General features: G+C 50.2%; 27 protein-coding genes and 1 pseudogene. 7 read left to right on the top strand and 21 right to left on the bottom strand.

Annotated features, from left to right (window positions below):
* Positions 1-460 (bottom strand): adenosine-specific kinase (locus MVO87_RS06425; protein WP_297552613.1); only part of this gene is annotated, 460 nt, incomplete at its 3' end.
* Positions 461-524: 64 nt separating this feature from the next.
* On the opposite strand from MVO87_RS06425, the gene MVO87_RS06420 reads away from it, so the two are divergent.
* A complete protein-coding gene (locus tag MVO87_RS06420; RefSeq protein WP_297512611.1) occupies positions 525-1,445 on the top strand; it encodes an Lrp/AsnC family transcriptional regulator in 921 nt (306 codons plus the stop codon).
* On the opposite strand, the gene MVO87_RS06415 is transcribed toward MVO87_RS06420, so the two are convergent.
* Together MVO87_RS06415 and MVO87_RS06410 are read right to left on the bottom strand one after the other, a co-directional pair.
* A complete protein-coding gene (locus MVO87_RS06415) occupies positions 1,442-2,368 on the bottom strand; it encodes an SPASM domain-containing protein (protein ID WP_297552611.1) in 927 nt (308 codons plus the stop codon). The genes MVO87_RS06420 and MVO87_RS06415 overlap by 4 nt on opposite strands.
* Before the next feature lie 96 nt (positions 2,369-2,464).
* Positions 2,465-2,890: a molybdenum cofactor biosynthesis protein MoaE gene (locus MVO87_RS06410; RefSeq protein WP_297513368.1), complete on the bottom strand. Its 426-nt coding sequence runs from the start codon at positions 2,888-2,890 to the stop codon at positions 2,465-2,467.
* A gap of 69 nt (positions 2,891-2,959) precedes the next feature.
* Between MVO87_RS06410 and MVO87_RS06405 the strand changes: the two genes are divergently transcribed.
* On the top strand, positions 2,960-3,772 hold the full coding sequence (locus MVO87_RS06405) for a hypothetical protein (protein WP_297513342.1): 813 nt from the start codon (positions 2,960-2,962) through the stop codon (positions 3,770-3,772).
* Here MVO87_RS06405 and MVO87_RS06400 read toward each other — a convergent pair.
* The 14 genes from MVO87_RS06400 to MVO87_RS06335 all read right to left on the bottom strand — a co-directional run bounded on the left by MVO87_RS06400 (position 3,765) and on the right by MVO87_RS06335 (position 16,381).
* Positions 3,765-4,463 carry a ThiF family adenylyltransferase gene (locus MVO87_RS06400; protein WP_297513344.1) on the bottom strand — a complete coding sequence of 233 codons (699 nt, stop codon included), beginning with the start codon at positions 4,461-4,463 and terminating at the stop codon, positions 3,765-3,767. The two genes, MVO87_RS06405 and MVO87_RS06400, sit on opposite strands and share 8 nt — an antisense overlap.
* A gap of 1 nt (position 4,464) precedes the next feature.
* Complete coding sequence (locus tag MVO87_RS06395; protein WP_297513370.1) at positions 4,465-4,731, bottom strand: ubiquitin-like small modifier protein 1; 267 nt, start codon at positions 4,729-4,731, stop codon at positions 4,465-4,467.
* Between the two features lie 53 nt (positions 4,732-4,784).
* Complete coding sequence (locus MVO87_RS06390) at positions 4,785-5,375, bottom strand: hypothetical protein (protein ID WP_297513346.1); 591 nt, start codon at positions 5,373-5,375, stop codon at positions 4,785-4,787.
* Between the two features lie 57 nt (positions 5,376-5,432).
* A complete protein-coding gene (locus tag MVO87_RS06385) occupies positions 5,433-5,774 on the bottom strand; it encodes a hypothetical protein (protein WP_297552609.1) in 342 nt (113 codons plus the stop codon).
* 383 nt (positions 5,775-6,157) lie between these two features.
* Positions 6,158-6,730, bottom strand: coding sequence for a hypothetical protein (locus MVO87_RS06380; protein WP_297513350.1), 573 nt, complete (start codon positions 6,728-6,730; stop codon positions 6,158-6,160).
* Between the two features lie 58 nt (positions 6,731-6,788).
* A complete protein-coding gene (locus MVO87_RS06375; protein ID WP_297513352.1) occupies positions 6,789-7,355 on the bottom strand; it encodes a hypothetical protein in 567 nt (188 codons plus the stop codon).
* 9 nt (positions 7,356-7,364) lie between these two features.
* On the bottom strand, positions 7,365-7,946 hold the full coding sequence (locus tag MVO87_RS06370; protein ID WP_297513354.1) for a hypothetical protein: 582 nt from the start codon (positions 7,944-7,946) through the stop codon (positions 7,365-7,367).
* 70 nt (positions 7,947-8,016) lie between these two features.
* A complete protein-coding gene (locus tag MVO87_RS06365) occupies positions 8,017-8,544 on the bottom strand; it encodes a hypothetical protein (RefSeq protein WP_297513356.1) in 528 nt (175 codons plus the stop codon).
* A gap of 252 nt (positions 8,545-8,796) precedes the next feature.
* Positions 8,797-8,982 (bottom strand): hypothetical protein, encoded by a 186-nt coding sequence (locus MVO87_RS06360; RefSeq protein WP_297513358.1) that lies wholly within the window; start codon positions 8,980-8,982, stop codon positions 8,797-8,799.
* The gene (locus MVO87_RS06355) at positions 8,979-9,623 is read right to left on the bottom strand and encodes a hypothetical protein (RefSeq protein WP_297513360.1); all 645 of its coding nucleotides are present in this window, start codon (positions 9,621-9,623) and stop codon (positions 8,979-8,981) included. Before MVO87_RS06355 ends, MVO87_RS06360 begins: the two co-directional genes overlap by 4 nt.
* Before the next feature lie 25 nt (positions 9,624-9,648).
* Positions 9,649-10,182, bottom strand: a complete 534-nt coding sequence (locus MVO87_RS06350; RefSeq protein ID WP_297513362.1) for a hypothetical protein — start codon at positions 10,180-10,182, stop codon at positions 9,649-9,651.
* Positions 10,183-11,087: 905 nt separating this feature from the next.
* Complete coding sequence (locus tag MVO87_RS06345) at positions 11,088-11,711, bottom strand: hypothetical protein (protein WP_297552607.1); 624 nt, start codon at positions 11,709-11,711, stop codon at positions 11,088-11,090.
* Between the two features lie 778 nt (positions 11,712-12,489).
* On the bottom strand, positions 12,490-15,759 hold the full coding sequence (locus MVO87_RS06340; RefSeq protein WP_297552605.1) for a hypothetical protein: 3,270 nt from the start codon (positions 15,757-15,759) through the stop codon (positions 12,490-12,492).
* Positions 15,760-15,865: 106 nt separating this feature from the next.
* Positions 15,866-16,381, bottom strand: a complete 516-nt coding sequence (locus MVO87_RS06335) for a CDP-2,3-bis-(O-geranylgeranyl)-sn-glycerol synthase (protein ID WP_297516213.1) — start codon at positions 16,379-16,381, stop codon at positions 15,866-15,868.
* A 76-nt stretch (positions 16,382-16,457) separates the two neighbouring features.
* On the opposite strand from MVO87_RS06335, the gene MVO87_RS06330 reads away from it, so the two are divergent.
* From MVO87_RS06330 to MVO87_RS06310, 5 genes are read left to right on the top strand one after another with little or no spacing between them, the layout of a single operon-like run.
* Positions 16,458-17,381 (top strand): LEA/WHy family protein, encoded by a 924-nt coding sequence (locus MVO87_RS06330; RefSeq protein ID WP_297552603.1) that lies wholly within the window; start codon positions 16,458-16,460, stop codon positions 17,379-17,381.
* A gap of 41 nt (positions 17,382-17,422) precedes the next feature.
* Positions 17,423-17,941, top strand: coding sequence for a DUF3201 domain-containing protein (locus MVO87_RS06325; RefSeq protein ID WP_297516210.1), 519 nt, complete (start codon positions 17,423-17,425; stop codon positions 17,939-17,941).
* Entirely contained in the window at positions 17,910-19,079 is a 1,170-nt protein-coding gene (locus MVO87_RS06320; protein WP_297552601.1) for an RsmB/NOP family class I SAM-dependent RNA methyltransferase, read from the top strand. Before MVO87_RS06325 ends, MVO87_RS06320 begins: the two co-directional genes overlap by 32 nt.
* Before the next feature lie 2 nt (positions 19,080-19,081).
* Positions 19,082-20,107, top strand: coding sequence for a lysylphosphatidylglycerol synthase transmembrane domain-containing protein (locus MVO87_RS06315; protein WP_297512703.1), 1,026 nt, complete (start codon positions 19,082-19,084; stop codon positions 20,105-20,107).
* A gap of 11 nt (positions 20,108-20,118) precedes the next feature.
* Complete coding sequence (locus MVO87_RS06310) at positions 20,119-20,955, top strand: NAD(+) kinase (protein ID WP_297512701.1); 837 nt, start codon at positions 20,119-20,121, stop codon at positions 20,953-20,955.
* Here MVO87_RS06310 and MVO87_RS06305 read toward each other — a convergent pair.
* The 4 genes and pseudogenes from MVO87_RS06305 to MVO87_RS06290 all read right to left on the bottom strand — a co-directional run.
* Positions 20,952-21,704 (bottom strand): DUF835 domain-containing protein, encoded by a 753-nt coding sequence (locus tag MVO87_RS06305; protein ID WP_297552599.1) that lies wholly within the window; start codon positions 21,702-21,704, stop codon positions 20,952-20,954. The genes MVO87_RS06310 and MVO87_RS06305 overlap by 4 nt on opposite strands.
* Positions 21,695-22,672 (bottom strand): bifunctional N(6)-L-threonylcarbamoyladenine synthase/serine/threonine protein kinase, encoded by a 978-nt coding sequence (locus MVO87_RS06300; RefSeq protein ID WP_297516238.1) that lies wholly within the window; start codon positions 22,670-22,672, stop codon positions 21,695-21,697. The genes MVO87_RS06305 and MVO87_RS06300 overlap by 10 nt, the downstream gene beginning before the upstream one ends.
* A gap of 34 nt (positions 22,673-22,706) precedes the next feature.
* On the bottom strand, positions 22,707-23,234 hold the full coding sequence (locus tag MVO87_RS06295) for a flavin reductase family protein (RefSeq protein ID WP_297516235.1): 528 nt from the start codon (positions 23,232-23,234) through the stop codon (positions 22,707-22,709).
* A 40-nt stretch (positions 23,235-23,274) separates the two neighbouring features.
* Positions 23,275-23,611, bottom strand: a pseudogene (locus tag MVO87_RS06290) (CoA-binding protein); the annotation flags it as partial.

Here is a 23,611-nt window from a genome sequence, read left to right as displayed (position 1 = left end):
CGAGCTCCCTGCGCTCCTTCCTCTGCTCCTCGGTCTCTATTTTGTTGGCCGCCTTGCCGTCAACAACTCCAAGGACGCTCCGTCCGAGGTCGGTCTCGGCAACGATGACCTGGAAGGGGTTCTCACTGGCGCCGTAGACCATCGCCACTGCCGGGTGGTTCTTGACGGTGTTGAGGACGTTAATCGGGAAGGCGTTCCTCATTAGGATTACGAAGACATGGCCCGCGCCGATTTTCACGGCGTTCTTCGCGGCGAGCTCTTCAAGCTCCTTGTCGTTTCCGGTGTAGCGCGTCAGCTGGGGCTTGGCCTCGTTCATCGCTATGCCGAACTTTATTCCCGGGACGGCGGTGAGGAGGGCCCTCGCGAGGTCATCAACAGTGAATATCGAGAAGTTGCCCTGTCCGATTATGACTTCGACCCCCTCGGGTTTTTCAATGTCAACTACCTCTATCTTCACCATGGACACCACCGGAAGAATTTAATACTCCAACGATATAACTTTTTCCGCCCCGGTGGTGCCGATAATGGGCGGTGTAAAAGAGGATGAAATAGAGTTCCTCGTTGAGCTTCTGAGCAAGTACCCCCTCGAAAGCCTCAGAAAGATAGCGTCAGCCGAGGGGTTGGATTACTACCGGTTGAAAAGGATTTACGACAGGTACTACGGCAAGTACCTCGTCGTGAGCGCGACCTACAATATAAGGCTTCTCGGGCTGAAGAGCTTCGTGGGATTTCTGAGCGTTCCGGCGGATAGGCTGATTGAAGTCGCCCTCAGAATGACCAAGAACCCCTTCATCGGCTACGTTAATCCTGCTTTCGGCTTCAAAAACGGGCTCTCGGTGATATTCTACGTCCCGAAGGACCAGGTGAAGGACATAGACGAGATGCTCGCCAAGTACTCAGACGACTTCGAGTACTACGAGGTCTGGGCCTATCCCCCGCCGAAGAAGCCCAAGGAGTGGGGCGACTGGGAGCTGAGCTACGACTACGCAATCTTGATGGACATCCTGAAGTGGGACGCGAGGACGCCGATGAAGAGGATAGCGGAGCGCCTCAGGAAGACGAGACCGACGATAAGGTACATGATAAACAGGCTTCGGGAGAAGAAAATTCTTGTTGGATTTTTCCCCCTGGTCGACATGAACGTCCACGACAGGGGCGTGATTGGAATAGCAAGCGAGCTCAAAGAGGAAGTTCTCGACAAGTTCAAAGACTACGAGATTTCAGTTGGCTACCTCCCAAGAAGGGGCTATCTCCTTGAGTGGTTCTTCTCGTCAAGGGAGGACATGGGCGGAAAGGTGCTCGAATTCAGCGCCTACGTTGAGAAGCTCCTCGTTGAGTACTTCGAGCAGTCCTTCAAGGAGCTCAACGACAACAACAAGAAGACCGCGTTCCAGAGGATGGTAAAGAAAGATGGGAGTGGGTACCGCTCAATCCTCGAGTTTTAGAGGAGCATCGGGCAGTATTCCATGCCGTCTATCTCGCCGGTTGCCTGATACTCAAGCGCCCTGCAGTCGTGGCAGATGTACTTGAACGGGCAGGTAGAGCAGGCCTCTATCTTGTCCTTCGTCATCTTCCAGAACGCCCTCAGCCTCTTCTTCCTGACGGCCTCTTTGAGGGTCATCCTGGTGAGGTCGCCGACCACGTAGTTCCTGAGGAGTGGGCAGGGCAGAACGTAGCCCTCGGCAGTGACGGCGACGGTTCCAGCAAGGCAGTCGTGGTAGCGCTCGGTGCTGGGGTTGTAGATTCTGCGAAGCTCGATGACGTTGAAGTTGAGCCTCCTGGCCGAACCAGGGAAGAGAACGTCCAGGTAGACCTCACCGTTGAAGTTGCCGAGGAACGAACCGGTGCGGAGTTCTTCAGATGGAACAACGACGAGGGCACCGTGGAGCCAGGGGTACGCCGAGAGCTCGTCGAGGGTGTGCTCCGGATAGCTGAGTTCCGCAATGAAGTTTACGCCTTCAACGGGCGTAACCTTGTCGAGGTCGTCTATGAGGACGACGGCATAGACCTCCGGGAACTCAAGCTCACTCGCGAACACCGCAAGGGCCAGAAGTGTCTCGACGTTGTCGTAATTGGTCAGCCAGAGTTCCTTTCCGCCGAGTTTCCTGAACTCAAGGATAAGCTCCTTCATTCTCTCAAGGCTCATCGGCTCCCTGCGGAGGATGAACCTGTTGTTACCAATGCAACCGATGGACCTGGGGATTCCCCCAACCTCTGAAAACTTCCCCTTACCGGCGCCAATCTGGAGGATGAGCCTCTCGAGCTTACCGCTGTGGTTCTTACTTGACCACGGCGGCTTGGCGACACTAACCACCGACTGAGTCGGAATGGCCTGAAACACCGAACCTGCATGAACAGCCCTCTCCATTACCCCTCACCATGAAACGATAGGAAAAACCATATTTATACTTTTTCTATTCGGATTTTGTTAACCATTTAAGATAGTATGCAAAAAACGGAAAAGTCATTCGGGAATCTGCCTGTCGCCCTCAATCCAGAAGGTTCCCTCGTCGGTAACCTCCTTCTTCCAAACGGGCACGCGCTTCTTGACCTCGTCTATCGCCCACGAGCAGGCCTCGAAGGCCTCCTTTCTGTGCTTTGCGCTGGCCACTATCAAAATCGTGTCCTCCCCAACGGGTAATTCGCCGTAGCGGTGCCATATGAGCATATCGAGAATCTGGAAACGCGAGAGCGCCTCCTCCCTTATTCTGGCCATCTCAGCCTCGGCCATCTCCGGGTAGGCCTCGTAGATGAGCTTGCTAACCTTTTTGCCGTGACTCTCGTTCCTGACCTGGCCAAGGAAGACAACGTAGGCCCCGCTCTCTGGAACGCGAAGGAGCTTTATCGCCCCATCAACGCTGAAGGGTTCCTTCGTCAGCCTAACCTTCACAACGACCACCTAATGGAGTACCCCCGGAAGGTTTAAAGTTTTCATCTCGGAGCGGGGAGGGGTGAGGGCATGAGGAAACTCACTGTGCTACTGCTGATACTCATCGTAATCTCAGCGGGATGTATTGGAGGGACCACCTCTCAAACTCAATCTCCAACCGCATCCCAGACCGGCGCAACCCAAAGCGCCTCAAGCGTTACGTCGACGGCCACACCCGCCGAGAAAACATCGATTAACCCGTTCAAGGCACTTCAGGCGATAAAACAGTACACGTACACCGAGAACGCGAGCGTTGAACTCAGGATAAACATGACGGCCGGCAACATAACCCAGCAGACCAATGTCAGCCTCATCATAGTGGAAAGGGGTTACGTCGACCTCGACGGGATGAAGGCAAGAATACAGACGAGGACGACTACGTTGCCCGATAACGTGACCCTTAACACGACCTGGGTTGTAATCGGAAAGAAGGTTTACGTTGAGAACTTCGGAAACGTGACGGTTGAGAACAACACAGCCTTCTGGAAGGTCAACCCGGTTTCCCTGGCGAGGGAACTGCTGAAGCTCAAGCCGGTGGGCAACTACACAGAAAACGGCACCCTTGTCCTAGTGTATTCTGTTCCAGAAGAACTCGTTCTCCCACTGGCGGAGCTCTACTTCACGACGCCAGAGATGAACACCACGGTGACCGACGCAACGGCCGAGCTGTACTTCACAGAGAAGGGCTTTACGGGGATGAAACTGACCTACGGAATCCTCGCAACGACGACCACGAACGGCATCGGCGGGGAAATCAAGGTCACGGAAAGGGGCCTCTGGAAGGGAACAATAAGGATAACCTCGGTCAACAAAAAGGAGGAAGTGAAAGCACCGTCTACCTGAGCTCGACGACGTCGAAGGTGTTGTAAGCCAAATCCACGAGGAGGAGCCTGTTGAGAAGTGGCTCGCCGAGGCCCGTGAGGAGCTTTATGACCTCCATCGCCTGGATTGAGCCGACGACACCCGCGGTTGCCCCGATTATGGGGAACTTCCCTTTCTTTTCCCGGACACTCGGAAAAATCTCGCGCAGGCTCTTCGTCTTTCCAGGGACTATAGTCGTCACCTGGCCGAACGTTCCCTCGATGGCGCCGTGAACGAGGGGAATACCTTTTTTCTGCGAGTAGTCGTCGAGTAAAAATCTCGTCTCGAAGTTGTCGAGGCAGTCAACGATAACGTCAACGCCCTCAAGAACCTCTTCAACGTTCTCCGCCGTGAGCTTTCCAACGAAGGTCTCTATCTTTATGTCCGAGTTGAAGCGCTCCAGCTTCCACTTTGCAGAGAGGGGCTTGGGGTTCTTGTTTAAATCCTCCTCCCAGTGGAGTATCTGCCTGTTGAGGTTGCTGAGCTCAGGCTTCTGCTCGTCTATGAGGAGGAGCGTCCCGATTCCAGCAGAGGCGAGGTAGTAGGCAACAGGACTCCCGAGGCCGCCGACGCCTACAACTGCCACCTTTGCCCTCTTCAGCTTCTCCTGCCCTTCCTCTCCAAAAATCATTATCTGCCTGTCGTATCTTTCCAGTTCCCTCTCGCTCAGCATCTCAACCACCGCTCACCGGGGGGAATATCGCAACTATATCGCCGTCCCTCAGAACCTCATCAAAGCGGACGTACCTTCCGTTCCGCGAGACGTTGACGTCGGCCAAGTCGTCGTCCTCGGCAAAGACCTTGTTCTTGAGAACGGGGTGCCTCTCCTTGAGGATTTCTATAAGCTCCCGCACTGTTATTCCGTCGGGGACTTCGAGTTCCTCCTCGCTCTTTCCAACGAGGGAGCGGTAGCGGGCGAAGTAGCGAACGGTAACCTTCATCTCGACCACCGGGAAAAGTTGGAGGGGAAGTTAAAAAGGGTTGCTGGGCAGGTTTATTTCTTCCACCCCCAGGCATCGGCAGGAAAATCGCGGAGGGCGCTTTTTCCAAGGTCCACCTCAGAGTACTCCATAACCTTATCGTTCCTCCGTACACCCCATAGAAGTTCCCTCAGAGCCGAGCAGGCGTAGAGCGCGTAGAGAGTGTATGAGAGCGCAACGAGAGGTGACCTGTAGAAAAAGAGCCACGAGAGAACAATGAGAATAGAGTAAAAGACTTTCTCTGCTCTCTCGCTTGAAACAACGGTGTCCCGAACAATCCACGCGATAATCCACGATGAAACACCGAGGAGAGTACCCCAGAGTAAAAGGGTATAAATCGTCAGGTCATCCCTGTTGAGAGCGAAGGACTCCAGGAGCGCGAGGGTATAAACGGGAGTGAAAAGGAAGTTCATCACCGTCGAATCGGGAATTCTGCCGGGAGTCGTTGAAATCAGGGCGAGGGTAAGCATAATCACGTTGAACAGGACAAAAGCCCAGTTGGCCGAAACGTGGAAGACGGAAGATAAGACAATCGCAATTGGAATCAGGAGTAGGTTGTAGAGTATCGCGACGAGAAAGACTCTATCAGGGTCGGGGCAGTTCATCCAATCACCTCCAGGTTTTAGTACGTCCTTACCTTAGGCTCAGCCATCGAGGTGTTCTCACCCGCTTTTTTTCAATGACCTCAGGTAACCATTCCTGATTGCATAGGCATAGAGAAAGGCCCACAGGGCGTTTTTTCCGTAAACACTAAGTTTAAGGGGCTCATCAACCACAAATGAGAGATATATAACAGCGAAGGCGCTCACTAACAACACCGGAAGGGGCATGGCCTCACTTCCATTCTCAAATATCCACCAGACTTCAACGCTCCAGAGCAGGAGCATCAAGACTATGACAACAAACGAAAAATCAAAGCTAGGGGCGTAGATGTGAAGAAGGGCCTCCATCGATAATAGGTAAAGGGGAAGCACGAGGAGCACCTTGAACGTGATGTTGCCCATTCAACGCCACCAGGATATGACACAACTTCGAGTTTAAATACATTTTTGTTCGCTGATGTAAAGGAAACCACCGTCCCTACGTCTCACGCGATGTCTATCCTTCAGTATCCAGCCCTTTAATCGCCTTCAAAAGGTTAAAGGTGATTTTTGAGTGTGTTTTCATAACCTTCTGTGTATACCTGCAGGTCACTCAAAAATTGATACACCACTAAAACTATGGCTGGAGTCAAAGTGGGAGCCTTCGTCAGACTAACCACGAGTAGCTCACCTCCATTAAGAAAGCTAGAGAAAGGGGGGCTGGATTCAGGGAACACCAGAGAAAAAGAATGGAAAAGATTGCGGAGACATAAGCTACGGCGAGTGACTAGGTTACACCAAGCATTTTAACCACCCATTAATTCATCATTCCTTTTCCAGCCCCAGGCATCCCGAGGGATATTACTTAAAGCCCCGTGGGTGGAGTCTTCATCACCAGAAGGCCGTCTCATGTTCTCTCTATTGATGGCCTCAATCTCGCCCTGAAGCCAGTACGTGATTATGGCGTAGCTCAGGGCAAAAGGTGTCCTGTACACCAGGGCGAGAATCACGGTGGGAACGTACAGAAGCATTATGCACTTCCGAGTTAGGTTCAAACATTTGTTCTTGAAATAATACCAGAGGAACAACCACAGGAGAAGCAACGAATAGCAAAAGGCACACTGGAAAAATGAAACTGTGACTATCACAACAAGATAAGGAAGAGAGATAAGGGCTCCCCTGCTCTTGATGTCCCTCTCAGATAGCCCAAAAACATTCCTGTGAATGTTTAGCAGAGAGGTCGCGAGGAACAAATCAGCGTCCGCTATCCAAACGAAAAGCACGTTCCTTAAGTTCAGTTTTAATCCCGCATACATCACAACAACCACAGTTATGAGGGAGACCAGCGGTCTCAGCCCTCTGAATTTTACCGAGACCACCGCGAGCAGGGATAACAGACCCAGAGAGGAGATAAATCCCGTTCATCTTCAACGCCTCCTAAGTTATCCTCGGCTCCTTTGTTAGCTCAGGCAAGTCAAACTTCAACCAGAGGGCGAAGAGAATTAGATACACCACAACGAACGGAGTAAGTCCCCTTTGAAACCCGAACTCCTCAACCAGCGCCCCAATGGAAAGAAGCACGAACGGAATTTTGGCGTAGTAAAACACTCTCCTGCTGTCTCTGTAGCTTATGATAATGAGGATGTATAGCACCCAGTAACCCATCAGGAGCGAGAGGCACCAGCCAGCGCCGGCCCTTTTGAAGAGGAACACGATAAACAAAACCAAGAGATAACCCATAATCACATCGCCTACGCTTCTTTCATCTTCTGAAAATTTTCTGGGCGAACGTTCATACTGCATGTAGAACAGGTATGCGGGCAGAAACGCCAGCATTGAACCGTACACGAGAGTGCCGAGAAGGTCACCGGCATAGTGAAGGAACACGGCAAAAATCGAGGAGAATACTAACAGTGAAAGGGCCGTTTGATAAAATCTCGTCTTTAACGCCATTACAACACTAACGAAGAGGGGAGAATAAAGAACAATATAATCGATTTCCATTTTTCCACCTCACGTTATTCTTGGGGGTTTTATCATTTGAGGAAACTCAATTTTCAACCAGAGGACAGTTATAAGGTAATGCAACACGATGAGGGGCACCAGATACACCACAAGACCAAACTGCTCCACCAGGGCGAGGGGGGCAAGCAACGGACAGGGAAGTTTAAGCAGGTAATAGTATCTCCGATATTGCACATCAGGTATTTTCTTGGACTCAAAGTAGAAAAGACACGCCAGATAAACACCCAAATACCCTATCAGGATTGACGCTATTATCCCAGCCCTATAAAACAGCACAATAGCCATTAACGTGACCAATAGAGGCAATCCAACGTCCCGAGATTTAACGTCTCTCTCCCGCAAACCGGTGTACTCGGCATCAAAGAACACCACGGTTATTGAAGTGAAAACAGCCAGCACAAAGGCACTCAAAAGGGGACTAGCACCATTACGGGAAAACCCTACCAAAAGAGCAACGAATATCTCTCCAAAAATTAAAATGGTCAAAGTCCTGTGTATTGACTTAGCTATAACCAGATTGACCAGTGAAATGAAAAGAAAGATGTAAAGTAGTAGGCACTCCCAGACCATGTTCCAACGCCCCTTAATTACATTATGAATTCGTAACTTTCACATCTTTTAAACGTTTTGGAAAGGAGGGCTATTTCAGGCTTTTCCAGAGGATTGCGAGCAGGAGCATTAGGCCTACCATGAAGAGTCCCTGGAACACGCTTCTGAGGAGAGAGTCAAGGCCTCCCTGCAGGAGGGAACACCCAAAGCTAAGCAAAAAGATAGCCACTACGGCTGTCTTCAACCTGAGGTGCCCCCTCACAACACTATTCTTGAGCCCGAGATATACACTAAAGAATCCCCCAATTAAGAGAACACCTGCAACCACTCCAAGAAACGTACCACTGAACAGTAAAACAATGGCAGGCATTGAAACGATTAGAAGGGCAACAAAATCAACATCGCCAGGCAGGTTTTTCTTTCCCATAATGACAAGCAGAAACATTGAGAGCATCATTGATTCATAAATCAGTAGGAACAAAATCATCCCATTGTCCCCAGATGATTCATAAACCAAGATAAGCGCCAGAAATATCAAAGAGAGTGAAACGAAGGGAGATTTTAAGTAGTTCACAAGGTTTTTTAGACCTATGAAATCACCCCCATACGTGCTCTGCACCAAATTCTAAAATCTCGTCCTTGGCTTTTTGGGAATAATCAACTTTTTTAGCCAGCAATACGCTATACCCGTTGAGATTATATCCATCGGAATAGCCAAAACTGCTGGGATGAAACGGGAGATACATACGTGGTTAGAATCGAGACGGGAAGAGAAACCAGTATAAAAACAGTCCATAGCTGCCTCACAGTTCCCTTCTTGCCAAATAGGTACTCGTAGGTAATTGTGATGCCCAGTATGTAGGACGTACACTCATACCTTGAGCTTGTCTTCGTCAAGATTCTTGAGCAGATAACCTATAATCGGAACGAGAGCTATGCCCGACATGAATCCAAGAATTATTACAATGCCGTTTTCAAGCCCGTACTTGATTGAGTAGCCCGCTTCAAAAATAAGAAGCAAGGAAAACCAAAGCCAGGCTCTTGAACACGCCTTCATCGCCCCTCACCTCCAGCAGGGTTATGCTGTGACGCCGAAGTTCTCTCCAAAGCCTTTCTAAGGGTATAGTGAACCATCACAAGCACGGCGAGGCCAAATATGATGCCTATGCCGAAAACAAGGGGCTCGATTTTATGAGTCGAGTTTATAAGCACCCAGAGAATTCCATACGAGACTATATACTGAAGTTCCAGCCGTTTTCTAAAGGCATAAAACGTCAACGATACTAATGTTATGCCAACTGCCGATAGGTCCCTACTATGCATGCCCAAACACGTCAGCACCGGAAGGGCAAAGACGATGAACTCGGTACGGTCGTCTCTAAATCCTGTGTATCTCATTGAGAGCACTGGAATCAAAATGACCAGACCGGCTAAAATCCACGAAAACGGGCTCTTAATGGCGTAGATGAATGGGTAAAACCCCAGAATGGGCAACACACTGCGCACCAATTTAATTTCTTCCCTACCCCTTGCAAGGCAATAGCCAGCAAATAGGAAGGGCAGGATTACCACTGAAAACAGCGCTCCAGCAGCTATTCCATCTTCGCTACCAGAGACCTCAGTTATTATCTGAAACGTTGAGATAACCAAAAGCGCAGGGAAAATAAGGGGAAGGGAAACGCGAGTGCTGACCCTCATTTTTCAACCCCCCAACTCCATGAATTCAAAGCTCATCTTGTCCAGTGCTTGTTTCCATCCTTGCATGTGCTATGTATAATGTTACGGAGACCATTCCCAAAATCATAAGTATGTGGTCACTAATAATCCAAATTAAGGCCCAGAGTACCAGTAGTGTTAGTGCTGTAAAAGCTTTTCCAGGCTTTTGGCTTAAGGAGACTACTCCCAGCCCATCCAGCAGGGCTATGGATGCTATCTTCAGAACGCTGGAAAAGTCCCCAACACCTTTATTGACCACAAGGTAAATCACTGCAACAACCCATATGACGAGCACAATGATGCCCTCACTTGGAAATCCTCTGTTTTTCTTGGCCTGACTTGTAATCAGTGAATATGGTATCCCAAACGAAAGAAATCCAAATCCCAAGCCGAGGAAAGGGTTCTCAAAGGCTTTGGTAAGCGTTAACAATTCCAGAGACAGCAATGAAAAAGCAAAAGAAAGCTGAAGTACCCTCTTCCAGTTAGGATATGCAATAAGACCCAAAAGGGGAAGGAGAGAGACTATATACACTGGCTCCATTTTTCAGTCCCTCCTGAAGTAGTCTATGTAGTGCCATGGCACTCATTCCTTACCCATGGGACCGTAATTCCGATTAATCCTGCCACAAAGATAAATACTGAGAGAGAAATGAGAGAGAAAATACAACCGACATATGGGCAAGGGGATAATTTATAAAGTATTCCAAAGATAGAGTACCAGATTAACAGGTCAAATATTTGTCTAACTAGTCCCTTAGCACCTGATGTGTAATAATAGCCTATTAAATGCAAAACGAGCCAGTGGGTATGCTTGTCAGGCTTTAGTCTTCTGCCTGCAGTACATATAATCCACACCACCAGCACTCCCAAGGAGGCCCCAACTAAGGTTTTGATAGCAGGGAAAACCCCAAAATAAACGCTCTGATACAGTAAGGAAAAAGAAATCAAAGCAAGCCATAAAAACTCCCACTGACTCCGCATTTTGCTCACCTTTCTGTCGTTCTCAATAGTTTCCTAACTGGTCCGTTTATCATTACATCTCAAACTTTCCCAATCCACAGCAAAGTATAACCACAGTGTTCCAATCAACGTGATGGGCAGTATGAAGCCCCAAAAGTGCAACTTTGAGGTACTACTTCCAAATACTGCAAACGGCAATGCGAAGAAAATCCAAATCCCAAAAAGTTGCCGTGCTAACCCGCGTTTTCCGGAAAGAAACTCGTGGAGGATATCAACTCCAAGTCGCGCATACGGTTCTTTGTAGGCCTTGCATTTCAATTTATCCAGGAGGATATACACAAAACCTACCAAGAGCACGCCAGAACAAGTGAGAACTGCAGAATTAAAGGCCTCGCTGTATCCGAACTCGATTCCTTCCCAGATAAAAAGAAAAATTAAAGGTATGAGAACCCAATAAATTGAATGATTCTTCATATAAATACCCCCTCATGTGTGTTCCAGTATCCATGGTTTGAACCAGCCGTTCCACAATAATGCCACAGGGTCAAAACCCAACTTTAAACTGAGACGTATACCCGAGACTCTCATTGACCCTATCTGAAAGCTAATTGCGGTGTTTGGATCTACTACCGCCGCAAATCCGCTGAGTAGGTAGTCCGCCGCAACGGTTTTGGCATCCATTGTAACCTTCACGGTTGTTTGAACTTCATAGTGGAGTTGGTTCCATTCGCTTCCGTCGTAACTGTAGCCGAGACTGTAGTTGAAACTTATCATGACATACTTACCATCCTTGGAAACTACTTCAGTGGCATCTGCAATGCTTATCGGAGCCCACGATGAAATCTCCAGAGGGAGCTTAAAGTTTACTGTCTCCACTCCCTGAGGAGACAAGTCAAAGGATTCTGGGTTAACACTCCACTTTCCAACGTTTAGACTACCTAAGGGTACATCCTCCAAGTCACCAAGCGAATAATGTTTATTCACTACAGTCACATCCCTAACCGCAACATTTTTTTCGGTAGGGTTGTAAAGGTAAACCCTGCAGGAGAGTGTTGCCCTGTAAGCCCTGTCTTTAAAGTCAAAACGAACATCATCGCACTCAAACCCCACTTGTTTTAGCGTCCGTTTGAGGGCTTCACTTTAACTTTCATGTTGAAGCCTCACCCCTATTTTCACTAGGCGCCTTTAACCATTCACATAGGTACATGAACGCTGTCGGCCAGAGAATTGGAGAAAGAAACAAGGCCAGTGGAGATAGAAGGTTTCTCATGTTGATATGGTATATACTCAAAGACATGACAACATAAAAAAGAAACAAGCAAGTAGTTATTTTATTACATTTATTGTCATCATGCACAAAATTTCGCCCCCATAGGAAATTACCTGCAAGGAGCCCTATCGGAATTGGGGAGAACAGTGCAAGAGAATACATTATCGCGTCTGCTATGTCGGAATGAAATACTAAAAAGTTCATAGCAACAAGAAAAACAACAATCGAAATAAAACCTACCAGTTGGTTTTTCCGAGCTTTAATTTCAAATTTTCCGAGATAATACTCAAGGCAACTGCATAGGTATTTATAAGCAAACAACCACAGTGGAGGCGCTATCAAAAAAGTAATGACAGTGAGATAAAACGAAGAGCTATGAAATCTTAATACAGGAACTCCCAACAAAACATAATAGAAGAACAAAACCAATCTCAAATTCTTTTTTCCAAAGATAAAGAAAAACAATATAGCCAATAGGACCGGAATAAAGAGCATAGTGATAACCCAGCTCAAAGGCTTAGTTGTATTTACCAACAGTAGCGTATAAGGGATGAAGGAGGCTAAAAATAAGAAAAAAGAACGCAAACATGGTTTTTCACGGACTTTACTCATGGCCTATCACCCCGAGACAGTAGTTATAATCTGTTCTTTAATATCATTCAGGCTTATTTGACCTAAAAATCCAAGAGCGTATCTATATTTAGGAGGAACTTTCGTTATGAATTTCTTGAACAAACTAACATCTGTCACAGCATTTACTCCCTTAAATGCTCCATAAGTTAATCCAACATCTGCAAGAATATCAGCCACAACCGCTACCTGATCAACTTTTACGTGGATAATCGAGGTTACACGATACCTTTTTATTTTAAGCTCTCCCTGAATATCCAGGGTCAGGTTATATGTCATGTTGACAGTTGCAGTGGTTGTATGAATAACAATGTTCTCAACTTTCACATCTGCTCCTGCATCTGCCAACTGAGGAAATATTTTGGATAATAATAGAGGCAAATCTTGTTTAGGTACAAAGAAATATGCGGTAGAGGCTATAGTTAGGTATCTTTTAGAGAGGATAGTTCTGTTAGAGACTGTATCTATTAAAATTCTAGATCTTAGATACTTTGCTAAAGTTTTAGGGGATATGCTGATAGTAGATACAACAGAGTTATTTATGAAAACAGGATAAGGGTATCCGTTAAATATAGATAACCTGCAGGTCAAGGCTGCTTTGTAATTACCCATGTCATATTTAAAGTATAAATCACTGCACTCAAATCCCACCTGTTTTAGCGTTCCGTTTGAGGGTGTCACTTTAATCGTTACGCTGTCGTTCTCTTCTTCTCCGGAGATTCTGGCCACTACAGTGTAAGTGTGGTCTCCAATCCCAAAGACATCCCTGTCAAAAGATGTGAGAGTGTAATTCTCAGCCCCCTTGGGGATATACTTGGACACCCATCCCCCCTTCTGGGGATAGACAACCTTTCCACTCTCATTGACAACATGGAACTGAACGTTCAAAGCATCATTCGCAAAGTTCCACACCTTCACCGTAAAGAACACCGTTCCACCACCCTCAAGCTCCGTCGGGAAAGCCTCCAGCTTAACAGCAAACTGCTGATAAGCCCTCCTAACATCAATTTTCCTGCTCCGCGAGTCTTCGAACAGCTCTTGGCCATCAACGAGCCTATAAACCTTGACGGTGTAGGAATGCTCCCCAGCATGAGCAAGCCACTGCAGAGTCACGGAAGCACCAGAAGTGCTAACGTCAACTTTCTTTGAATCCTTAAGCCCACCATCCACATAAAGCTTGACTATGGCTCTCTTGGTGTCCTGATAACTGCTGTCAATCTTGACATCAAAGCTCACAGTATCGCCCTCCTTCGGGTAGGCAGGCTCAGGGGTTACGCTGACTATCCTAAGCCTTCCAGTGGAGGGAGTAGGCGAAGGCGATGGAGTGCCGGAACTAACAACGACAACTATCTCACTACTGTTATCCCTCGAATACATCAGATTGGGCCCAAACTTAAAGCTTCCCGAATAACCGTAGGTTCCATGAACTGGGTATACCACTGGACCAACTGAGATGCTCACCGTGTCGTGGGCCTGGACTGTAACGGAGCCACTCCTGTCAAAGGAGTGGGTTTTGTAACTGCTGTCCTTGTAGGAAGCGTGGAAGCTCCACTGACCTGAAATCGGCACATCGTTCTCGTTCCTGATTTTGATTGTGAAGGACACTGAGGAACCCTCTGTTATCTCCGTTTTGGACGGGACTATCGCAAAAAACACCTTAGAGGGGTCAATTTTAAGGTTTGCTGTTATAGTTTTGGAGTAACTTTCCACAGCAACCTGAACATCGGAACTTGAGCTGGAGGACGAAACGGTTGGCTGTGAGGGGTTTGACATCGGAAGTGGTGTGGGAGTTGAAAGGTAGCTGATTTTGACGGTTCCGCTTACGGTAACCTGTGTTTTTCCGTTGAAGTTAACCGTGAACTTCTTGCTCTTCCACACTTTAATGCCATCATCGGGGTGGACCATCGAGTATTTAACTGAGTCACTTCCACTGGAATCTGTGAGGTTTATTTTAACGTCGGAAACAGCGTTGTGCTCGGCCTTAAAAGAAACCTCAATGTGATAAGTGGCCTTGGTTGAGGTAACATTATCAACGACGACGCTTACGTTCTTTATGGAGATGTAACCGTAGTTGCTGTTCACATCAAGGGCAACGTCGGTCGGCTGGGAGGTGCTGGTTTTAGTAGACGTCAGAGAGGACGAGGGAATGGGCTCTCCGGAAGTAGTTAGGGCAACATCACACTTGTTAGGGAAACAGGGACCAGGTATTGGGGATGGGCTCGGGGAAGGAGTCGCTGAAGTGCTCTGCCTGACGTAAGCAACCAGAGCATCCTTGAGCTCGGCAACTTCCCTGTTGAGCATCGCCCTTATCTCAGGATTGCCGTTTCCGAGTTTTATGGCGTTTACCAGGACGTAAACCCTGCGGAGTTGCTTGTAAGCCTCAACGGCGGTGGGCCAGTAGTAGTTTGTACCATAGAGGGTAATGTGATTGTTCACAATCCTGTCTTCAGCGAGATTCTGGACGATAATACCACCATCATCAACGGTCGTCCAGAGGGAGTTGATGAGGAGAGAATCCATGGTCTTCTCCATAGAACCAAGGGCCGAGGACATTCCATTCACATCGTCCGAGAGATAAGCGTGATAGAACTTCGACCACTGGTCTGCAAGGTCAGGAACGATTTTCTTTGGAGCATTTCCGTAAGTTTTCATAGCATCAGCTTTGGACTTTGCAGGATTAGACCACTTCCACTTTTCAAAGGCCCAGGTTTCATAGTCGGCGTATTTGAAACCGACCATCACGAAGGCCTGTGAGAAATTGGTAAGGAAACTTCCCATGTCAAAACCGCTGGTTATTTCGTCCGCGTTCTTCGCAATGTATTCCTCAAGCGCCTTGATTTCATCATCGGTCCAGCCCTGGGCTTTCAGTTCGTTTACCGTCTCGGCCGGAAGGCCGTTCTTCTTTATCTCCTCGGCCATCTTCTTAAGTTCATCGGCGGAATAGCATAATTTTACTCCGGATTTTTTAAGCTCCTCAAGCGCGAGCCAGATTTGGGCCGAGATGTTTGCTGAGTTAAGCTCGCCCTGGCGGGAGTTCTCTATTAGCTTTTGGGCAAGGGTTGCGTTGGGATTCCCGCTGGAGAGGCTATCGTTGAAGGCAACGACAAGGTAAGCCTCATCGTTGAGGATTCTCCAGAAGTCATCATAAGCTGTGGTCTCGGTTTCGTTCGTTGAAACGGCCGCCATAACTGGGTGCACAGTGGCAACGCTCCAGCTCAATAGCATTAAGACCATAACCAACCCGAGAGCCGTCTTCATCAAGGTTCACCATCATTACAATGGAAAGTGGATATAAATACTTTTTCTATTCAGATTTTGTACACTATTAGCGATAGTTAGCAAAAAGTGTAGAAACCGCGAAGGTTCACCAGGGGACGCTCTTCCAGCCCATCTTATAGGCGAAGTAGTTGGCCCCCCAGTGAACGAAGGGCGAGACGACGAGGAGGAATATAATCTGCCCGCTGGAAAGGGTCTTGACAGGATATGCAAAGGCCAGGGCGCTTATGAGAAAGCCGAGCTGGTCGAGGCCTATCGCCGGGGCCCCGCGCGGAAGGTTTGCGCGCCTCTTGAAGAAGCTACCAACGAGGTCGCCAAAGAGCGCGCCGAAGGAGAGCAGGAATGCCAGCTTGACTGCAGTTCCGAGTGAGCCGTAGAAGTCAGGCGTTATGAAGTACTGGATTATCCCAACGAGCGTTCCAATCGCAACGCCACCGATGAAGCCCCTCCACGTCTTTCCGTCTCCGAGAAGCCGTTTCCCGTCCCTCCATTTCCGCCCACCGTCTATTGGCCTTCCACCGCCGACGAGGACAGGGGAGGCGTTGGCGAAGTAAGCGGGGAGGATGTACCAGAACGCCCAGAAAATCGAGGAGAGCCAGCCCATTTCACCACCCGTAACATTGAAGGGAAGAATACTTTATAAGTGATGGGGGTCCTATGATAAGGTAAGGTGAGGGAGTATGGGGCTGATAAAAAAAGCCATCGGGCTCATCCTTCTCTTACTTCTCCTGTGGGGTGGCTACGTCATTTACGCGGCCCTGACGGCGAGTCCACAGCTGAGCGCGCAGTGGGGGACAGCAAACGAAAGCGTGACGAGCATAGTAATAACAGGGAAATGGAAAAAACCCCTGCTCCTTCCAGTTGAAATCCAGAGGTTGAGCGTGGACTTCATGGGCATGGAGGTCGCCCGGCTCTTGGAGTTCAAATACAGCCCCACGGGAACATCGGCCGAGGGAGTTGTGGCCATTGACAATCACAACCTTATAAAGGCCCTCGTCAACTACCTCAACAGCGGACAGAGGGGAACTGCCATTGTCTCCCTCGGCGGGAAGTTTTTAGGTGTTATTCCCCTGAGCTTTAACCGCAAGGAGGAGATAAACCAGGACATCCTCGGGCAACTAAACTTCACGGCGGAGAGCAAGGACCTCCTCGGGGGACTGGTAAAAACGCCCGCCCTCGTGGGCACAAAGGTTGAGTGGGAGGGTGAAGTCGAGAACACGGGTTTTCTGATGGCGCACCTGCGCCTCTACAACCCAAACGACTTCTCCATACCAATAGGAAACGTGAGCTTTGAAGTCTACGCCAACGGAATCAAAATCGGGGAGGGCAACACCGAGCAGACGATAGTTATACCACCCAAGGGATACGCAACACTGCCGATCGAGACGAGGATTGATGAAACCACCATCCCCAAGGCCTGGGCAATACACGTGAAGAACGGCGAGGAAAGCACCCTCAGGATAGACATCTACATGACGACCACCGTTCTCGGAAAGAAGGTCAGTTTCAAGCTCCCCAGCCAGCAGGAGACCGTGAAGACGGACATAATGGAGAGCCTCAACGAGGCGCTCGAGGAGCTCTCGAAGAAGCTCTCCAGAGGGTGAACTTTTAAACCTCCTTCCCTTTTCTCCCTACGGTGAGGGGGATGAACGTTAAGGAAATCCACGAGTTTCTCAACAGGCTGTGGGATGACATATTCACGCTCAACGATGAACTCAAGGCCGAGCTCCCGGAGAAGGGCTTTAAGGTGGAAGATGTAGAGGAGGTCTTTGGAGCCTACATATTCCTCGACGGCGAGTGGGTCAGAATGAACTATCCCCACCCTGCCTTCGAGGTAAAGCCCCAGATTGAGGTCGGGGCGACGCCTGAGAGCTACTACTTCGTCGTTGCCGTTCCAAAGGAGAGGATAAGCGAGGGGTTCCTTAGCCTGTTCCTTGAACTCTTCCCGAGGAGCTTCATCTATGGGAGCGAGAACTTCCTGAGCGACGTCTACAACTGGAGGCGCGACGGAAGGGTCTCGCCGAGTGATGTCCTTGAGAGGATTGAGGGGAGCAAGGAAAAGGTTTTCCAGTTCGAGGCGAACTTTGGGAGCGTTGAGGCGCTCAAAAAAGGCCTTGAGAGGCTGATTGACGTTGGAAGGGAATGGGAAATCTTCGACCTTTGAAGCCTTTCCGGCGGAGCTCAGGGAGTACTACAGGGAACTCTTCGGGAGCGAGGCAGAGGAGATAATGGCATCGCTCAGAACGCCGGTCGAGAAGTACTACATTCGAGTGAACACCCTAAAGACGAGCAGGGACAAGCTGATGCGAATCCTCAGGCGGGAGGGATTGAAGCCGAAGAGGAGCCCCTACCTCAAGGAGGGCATCTACTTCGAGAGGGAAGGCCCCAACTTTCCAGACGACTACGAGCCGGGGCTGAAGGTCGTGAGAGCCAACAAGTTCGCGAGCGAGAGCGTCTACCAAGGGGCGAACCTCTACGCGCCGGGAGTCCTTCAGGCGGACAAGAGCATAAGGCCCGGCGACGAGGTCGAGATTAGGGACCCGAGGGGCCTGCTCGTCGGAATTGGAGTGGCAAGAATGAGCGCCAAGGAGATGGTAGTTTCGACGAGGGGTTTGGCCGTTGAGGTTACCCTGCCAAAGTTCAGACTCCCAAGTTTAAGTGAACTCCAGAGCTTCAAGGAGGGCCTGTTCTACGCCCAGAGCTTACCGTCCATGGTGGTCGCCCACGTCCTCGAGCCGAGCGAGGAGGAGCTGATAATCGACATGGCTGCAGCACCGGGCGGAAAGACGAGCCACATAGCGCAACTCCTCCAGAACAGGGGCGAGATAATCGCTATAGACAAATCCAGAAACAGACTGAGGAAAATGAATGAAGAGCTGAAAAGGCTCGGCGTCAAGAATGTCAGGCTCATCAGGATGGACGCGAGGAAACTGCCTGAACTCGGGCTTCAGGCCGATAAGATACTCCTCGACGCCCCTTGCACCGCTTTAGGAATAAGGCCGAAGCTCTGGGAGAGCAGGACGCCGAAGGACATAGTCTCTACGGCCCGCTACCAGAGGGCCTTCATCTGGGCGGCTATAAAATCTCTAAGGAGAGGAGGAGTTCTGGTTTACTCGACATGCACGCTGAGCTACGAGGAGAACGAGGCCAACGTCAAGTTCATGCTTGAGAAGGGCCTAAAGCTGGAGGAGCAGGCCGTTTTCATAGGCTCCGAAGGAATCGGACTTGAGAATGTTCAGCGCTTCTACCCCAACAGGCACTTGACCCAGGGCTTCTTCATAGCAAGGCTCAGGAAGGTGTGAGCATGAAGAAGTACTCCCTGCTGGCCGTGGGAATAGCGATAATTGCGCTCCTCCTCTGGTGGGCCGGGATAGAAGACGTAGTGGAGATTCTCGCCAGGGCGAGGCTCGACTACTTCCTGCTCGCGGTCCTCATGTACGTCCTCGGGCTCGTTACATGGGGCCTGCGCTGGAAGGTTCTCCTCAACGCCCTCGGAGTGAGGGCGAGCTTTATGAAGATTCTACTTGCCCTACTGGCGGGCATATTCGTAAACAACATCACACCCGGAGCAAGGGGAGGAGGAGAGCCCGTTAGAACGTACTTCCTGGCAAAGGACGCGAAGAAACCCTACGGCCAGGTGTTCGCGACGGTGATGATGGACAGAATCCTCGACCTCATCCCGGTCGTGACGATGCTCGCCCTCTCGACGGCTTACGTGTACAGGCTCGGTTCGCTTTCGCTCACGGCAGTCATTGTACTGCTCGACCTGGTCTTCGCGGGACTCATCCTCTTCACACTGGGAATCTTACTGAGCGAGAGAAAAACAAAGGGAGCCCTCCGCTGGTTTTTTAGGCTCTTTGAAAGGCTCACCCCAAAAAAAGCCGAAAAATACCGTGAGAAATTTGAAAGAACTGTTGAAGTTGACGTGCCGAGGTTTCAGAGCGATTTCCGGTTCCTGATGAGCCACAAAAAGGTCTTTCTTCTCGCACTGATTTACTCCACAGCCTCATGGCTCACCACCATAATAAGAACCTACTACGCCTTCAGGGCCATCAACTACCCCGTCTCCCTCGTGGACGTTATGGTCGTCCAGATGGTGGGGATGATCGTCGGAATGGTGAGCGTCATCCCCGGTGGAGCGGGAATAACCGAGACCATAAACTCAGCGGTATACGTCCTCCTCGGAATAGACAAGGAAGTAGCTGTCACAGCAACACTCCTCGACAGGCTAATCTCCTACTGGCTCCCAACGGCCCTCGGGGCCCTCGTGACGACGCACTTCGGGGCAAAGCTGAGGAGAAAAGGTTTAATGGAGAAGGACAGTAAATAAGGAGGATTGCCATGAAGTTTGGCGTCGTTGCGAGGAGGGACCGGCCAGAGGCCCTGAAGCTGGCCTACCGAGTCTACGATTTTCTCAAGGTTAGCGGTTACGATGTTGTGGTTGACGATGACACATACAGGCACCTGAAGGAGTTTGAGGAGGTTGATGTTCTCCCGCTTGAAGATTTTGACGTGGACTTCATAATCGTCATAGGCGGTGACGGAACGATTCTCAGGGTAGAGCATAAAACAAAGAGGGACATCCCAATCCTCGGCGTCAACATGGGTACCCTCGGCTTCCTCACGGAAGTCGAGCCCCACGAGACCTTCTTCGCGATAAGCAAGCTGATTGGGGGAGAGTACTATATAGACGAGCGCATAAAGCTCAGGACTTACCTCGACGGAGAAGCCAGCGTCCCGGACGCGCTGAACGAGGTGGCAATCCTCACGGGAATCCCGGGCAAGATAATCCACTTGAAATACTACATAGACGGTGGACTCGCCGACGAGATTCGGGCGGATGGCCTCATAATCTCGACGCCCACAGGTTCAACCGGCTACGCGATGAGCGCTGGAGGACCGTTCGTTGACCCGAGGCTCAGCGTTACTGTGATAGCTCCCCTGGCACCCATAGCTCTGAGCTCAAGACCGATGGTAGTGCCGGCTGAGAGCAGAATAGACGTTCGTAACATGGCCTTGAAGAGGGAGATAGTGCTCGCCATAGACGGTCAGTTCTACACCTACCTGCCCCCCGAAACCGAGATAACGATAAAGCTCTCGCCGAGGAAGGCGAAGTTCGTGCGCTTTACGAAGGAAATCTACCCGAAATACACGCTGAGGCTAAAGAAGAGGTTTTAAAGGGGCTCGAACTCCTTAAGGAGGAGGGCTTTCTCCTGCTCGCTCAGAACGGAGTCATCAACGAAGATTACGAGACCCGAGCCGTGCTGGAGAACGACGTGGTCTTTAAGGTTCGTGAGGAACTTGAAGACCGTTCTGAAGTCGTTGTATAGGAGCAGGTACTCAACGCAGTCAATCAAGATTACAGAGCCGGGGTTATCGCGGACGAAACGGAGAATAACATCGTGAAGAACGTGTAGAGCGGTGGGATTCACACCTCCGGAAACCTGCGTTACCCATACGGTTGAGACGTTGTCAAAGCCCTCGTACATCCCCGGGGACCTTGTGACGGCCAGAACAGGGAAGTCTGCACTCTTCAGGAGTTCAATAACGTCGAGAAACCTGTTTTTGGAGAAGACAATGTGGGCACCAAGGGCGGACTTCTGAGCCCTCTTCGGGGGAGCCGGAATGTAGCGATTCTCAACTAGTCGGATATAGTAAATCACGGTGTAAATGACACCGATTATAGAGACTAAGTAGGCAAATATCTCAAAGTTTCGGGCAGGAGACTGGCAACAAAAATCGTCAATGATATCGACTATCCTTCCAACCTCAGCGATACCCAAGAAAATAACCGAGTACTTCACCATCGTGTTCAGCTCGGGGTCATAGCGGTTGAGGCGCCTGAGCATGAAGAAGAACGCGTAGCCGATGGCAGCGGCGAGCAGGATGTCAATGACCAGAATATACGGGGAAACTATCAGCTCCATGTCACCTCAACCTCGTCTGTTCTGAACTTCTGCTTTACGATGGTTTCGTCGAGCGAGAACCTTATTCCAGCCCTGAACATCCTCAGACCGGTGTAGGCTATCATCGCCCCGTTGTCCCTGCAGAGGTCGTAGGGCGGAACGAAGAACTTCACACCGCGGTCCTCGGCCATTATCTTAAGCATCTCACGGAGGCGGTTGTTAGCTGCGACTCCACCGACGAGAACGACCTCATCTTTACCGGTGTGTGCCAGGGCCCTCTCCGTGACCTCGACCAGAGCGGAGAAGGCCGTCTCCTGGAAGGAGTATGCCAAATCCTCGACGCGGTATTTTCCCGTGCGGTACTTCCTGACGGCCTCTGTTAGAACACCTGAGAAGCTCAAATCCATTCCCTTAACCGCGTAGGGAAGCTCTATGTAGCGCTCACCTTTAAGCGCGAGCTTCTCAATCTTTGGACCACCGGGAAAGCCGATGCCGAGCTCCCTGGCGAATGTGTCTATCGCGTTTCCTATGCCGATGTCAAGGGTCTCGCCGAAGACGCGGTAGCGGCCACCCTCAAGGGCCAAAACCTGAGTATTTCCACCGCTGACGTAGAGCCCGACGGGGTCTTTAACCCCAAACATCTTGGTTATCTCGACGTGGGCTATGCAGTGGTTTACCCCAACGATTGGCTTGCCATACTTTATCGCCAAAGCCCTCGCCGCCGTAGCCACAACCCTCAAAGCGGGGCCGAGACCGGGCCCCTGGGAGAAGGCTATAACGTCAACGTCCTCCATCGTTATGCCAGCCGTTTGAAGGGCCTTTCTGAGAAGGGGCTTGAGAAGGCGCGCGTGATGTTCAGCGGCCTCCTTCGGGTGAATTCCGCCCTTTTCGGTGGTGAGAGTATCGAATACGTTTGCAAGGACTTCCTTCTCAGTCACAATGCCTATGCCGAGAGTGTGTGCGGTTCCCTCTATACCGAGAGCTATCATGACGGTCAAAGATGAAGAGGTTGGATATAAAAGGCTACCGGCCTTTCCCGGGGCGGTATATTTTGTTACTAAAAGTTACAAAATCCATCCAGGAGAGGTGAGCGAGGAATCCCGCCCCGAGGTGAGGCTTCCCTGAAGGGAACGCCTTTTTTGAATAGGAGAACCCAATGACCTCACCCACGAAAAACGTGTGGTCGCCGTAGTCCCTCTCGTCAACGACCCTGCACTCGAGGTTGGCCAGCGCGTTCCCGATGCTCGGGGTCTCAATGCTCCCCGATGGAACCAGCTCAAAGGAAGTCTCGCGCAACTTTCCCGGCCCGTGCTTTGTGCCGGCCACCCAGACGTCGTCGAGCATCTCAACGCTCGGAACGCTGACCACGAACTCACGGTACCTCTTGACGAGTTCCCAAGTGAACCGCTTGGGTGAGATTGCGACCCCTATCAGGGTGGGCTCGTGGGAGAGAACCGTAACCCAGTCGGCCGCCATCACGTTGGTCTCGTCTCCCCTGCCCGCGACAACGATGTACGTCCTCATCGGGTAGAGGAGCCTGTAGACGTCCATAGAACCACCAAAAATTGAAGAGGACTTCAAGTTTAAAAGGTTAGCGAAGCGAGAGCCAGCGCAAGGCCCTCGCCGCCCTTTCCGGCGTCGGGAAGTTCTTGATTCCGTTCTCTTCCAAGAGCTTCACACCACCGCGAACCAGCTCGCCGGCCATGAAGTTAACCACCACCGGCTTGTCGCACTTCGCTTCGATTACGGCTTTAGCTATCTCCTCGCTCGGAATGAAAATCGGCGGGACGCAGATTACCAGGAGGGCATCAACGTTCTCGTCATTGCATACAACCTCAATCGTCCTCTTATAGCGCTCGTAGTCGGCATCGGCGATGAGGTCAACCGGGTTTCTGGTGGAGCACTGGGGCGGAAGGAAGGAGCGAAGC

The organism is Thermococcus sp., assembly GCF_027063845.1.
Classification (GTDB): Archaea; Methanobacteriota_B; Thermococci; order Thermococcales; family Thermococcaceae; genus Thermococcus.
Note: the sequence above shows the minus strand (reverse complement) of the source record. Positions and strands in the feature narration are given on the sequence as shown.

Excerpts from the sequence above, each read along its gene's own strand:
- MVO87_RS06420 (WP_297512611.1), top strand. The coding sequence starts at position 525 with ATGGGCGGTGTAAAAGAGGATGAAATAGAGTTCCTCGTTGAGCTTCTG.
- MVO87_RS06415 (WP_297552611.1), bottom strand. The coding sequence starts at position 2,368 with ATGGAGAGGGCTGTTCATGCAGGTTCGGTGTTTCAGGCCATTCCGACT.
- MVO87_RS06405 (WP_297513342.1), top strand. The coding sequence starts at position 2,960 with ATGAGGAAACTCACTGTGCTACTGCTGATACTCATCGTAATCTCAGCG.
- MVO87_RS06400 (WP_297513344.1), bottom strand. The coding sequence starts at position 4,463 with ATGCTGAGCGAGAGGGAACTGGAAAGATACGACAGGCAGATAATGATT.
- MVO87_RS06395 (WP_297513370.1), bottom strand. The coding sequence starts at position 4,731 with ATGAAGGTTACCGTTCGCTACTTCGCCCGCTACCGCTCCCTCGTTGGA.
- MVO87_RS06390 (WP_297513346.1), bottom strand. The coding sequence starts at position 5,375 with ATGAACTGCCCCGACCCTGATAGAGTCTTTCTCGTCGCGATACTCTAC.
- MVO87_RS06385 (WP_297552609.1), bottom strand. The coding sequence starts at position 5,774 with ATGGGCAACATCACGTTCAAGGTGCTCCTCGTGCTTCCCCTTTACCTA.
- MVO87_RS06375 (WP_297513352.1), bottom strand. The coding sequence starts at position 7,355 with ATGGAAATCGATTATATTGTTCTTTATTCTCCCCTCTTCGTTAGTGTT.
- MVO87_RS06370 (WP_297513354.1), bottom strand. The coding sequence starts at position 7,946 with ATGGTCTGGGAGTGCCTACTACTTTACATCTTTCTTTTCATTTCACTG.
- MVO87_RS06360 (WP_297513358.1), bottom strand. The coding sequence starts at position 8,982 with ATGAAGGCGTGTTCAAGAGCCTGGCTTTGGTTTTCCTTGCTTCTTATT.
- MVO87_RS06355 (WP_297513360.1), bottom strand. The coding sequence starts at position 9,623 with ATGAGGGTCAGCACTCGCGTTTCCCTTCCCCTTATTTTCCCTGCGCTT.
- MVO87_RS06350 (WP_297513362.1), bottom strand. The coding sequence starts at position 10,182 with ATGGAGCCAGTGTATATAGTCTCTCTCCTTCCCCTTTTGGGTCTTATT.
- MVO87_RS06340 (WP_297552605.1), bottom strand. The coding sequence starts at position 15,759 with ATGAAGACGGCTCTCGGGTTGGTTATGGTCTTAATGCTATTGAGCTGG.
- MVO87_RS06335 (WP_297516213.1), bottom strand. The coding sequence starts at position 16,381 with ATGGGCTGGCTCTCCTCGATTTTCTGGGCGTTCTGGTACATCCTCCCC.
- MVO87_RS06330 (WP_297552603.1), top strand. The coding sequence starts at position 16,458 with ATGGGGCTGATAAAAAAAGCCATCGGGCTCATCCTTCTCTTACTTCTC.
- MVO87_RS06325 (WP_297516210.1), top strand. The coding sequence starts at position 17,423 with ATGAACGTTAAGGAAATCCACGAGTTTCTCAACAGGCTGTGGGATGAC.
- MVO87_RS06315 (WP_297512703.1), top strand. The coding sequence starts at position 19,082 with ATGAAGAAGTACTCCCTGCTGGCCGTGGGAATAGCGATAATTGCGCTC.
- MVO87_RS06310 (WP_297512701.1), top strand. The coding sequence starts at position 20,119 with ATGAAGTTTGGCGTCGTTGCGAGGAGGGACCGGCCAGAGGCCCTGAAG.
- MVO87_RS06305 (WP_297552599.1), bottom strand. The coding sequence starts at position 21,704 with ATGGAGCTGATAGTTTCCCCGTATATTCTGGTCATTGACATCCTGCTC.
- MVO87_RS06300 (WP_297516238.1), bottom strand. The coding sequence starts at position 22,672 with ATGATAGCTCTCGGTATAGAGGGAACCGCACACACTCTCGGCATAGGC.
- MVO87_RS06295 (WP_297516235.1), bottom strand. The coding sequence starts at position 23,234 with ATGGACGTCTACAGGCTCCTCTACCCGATGAGGACGTACATCGTTGTC.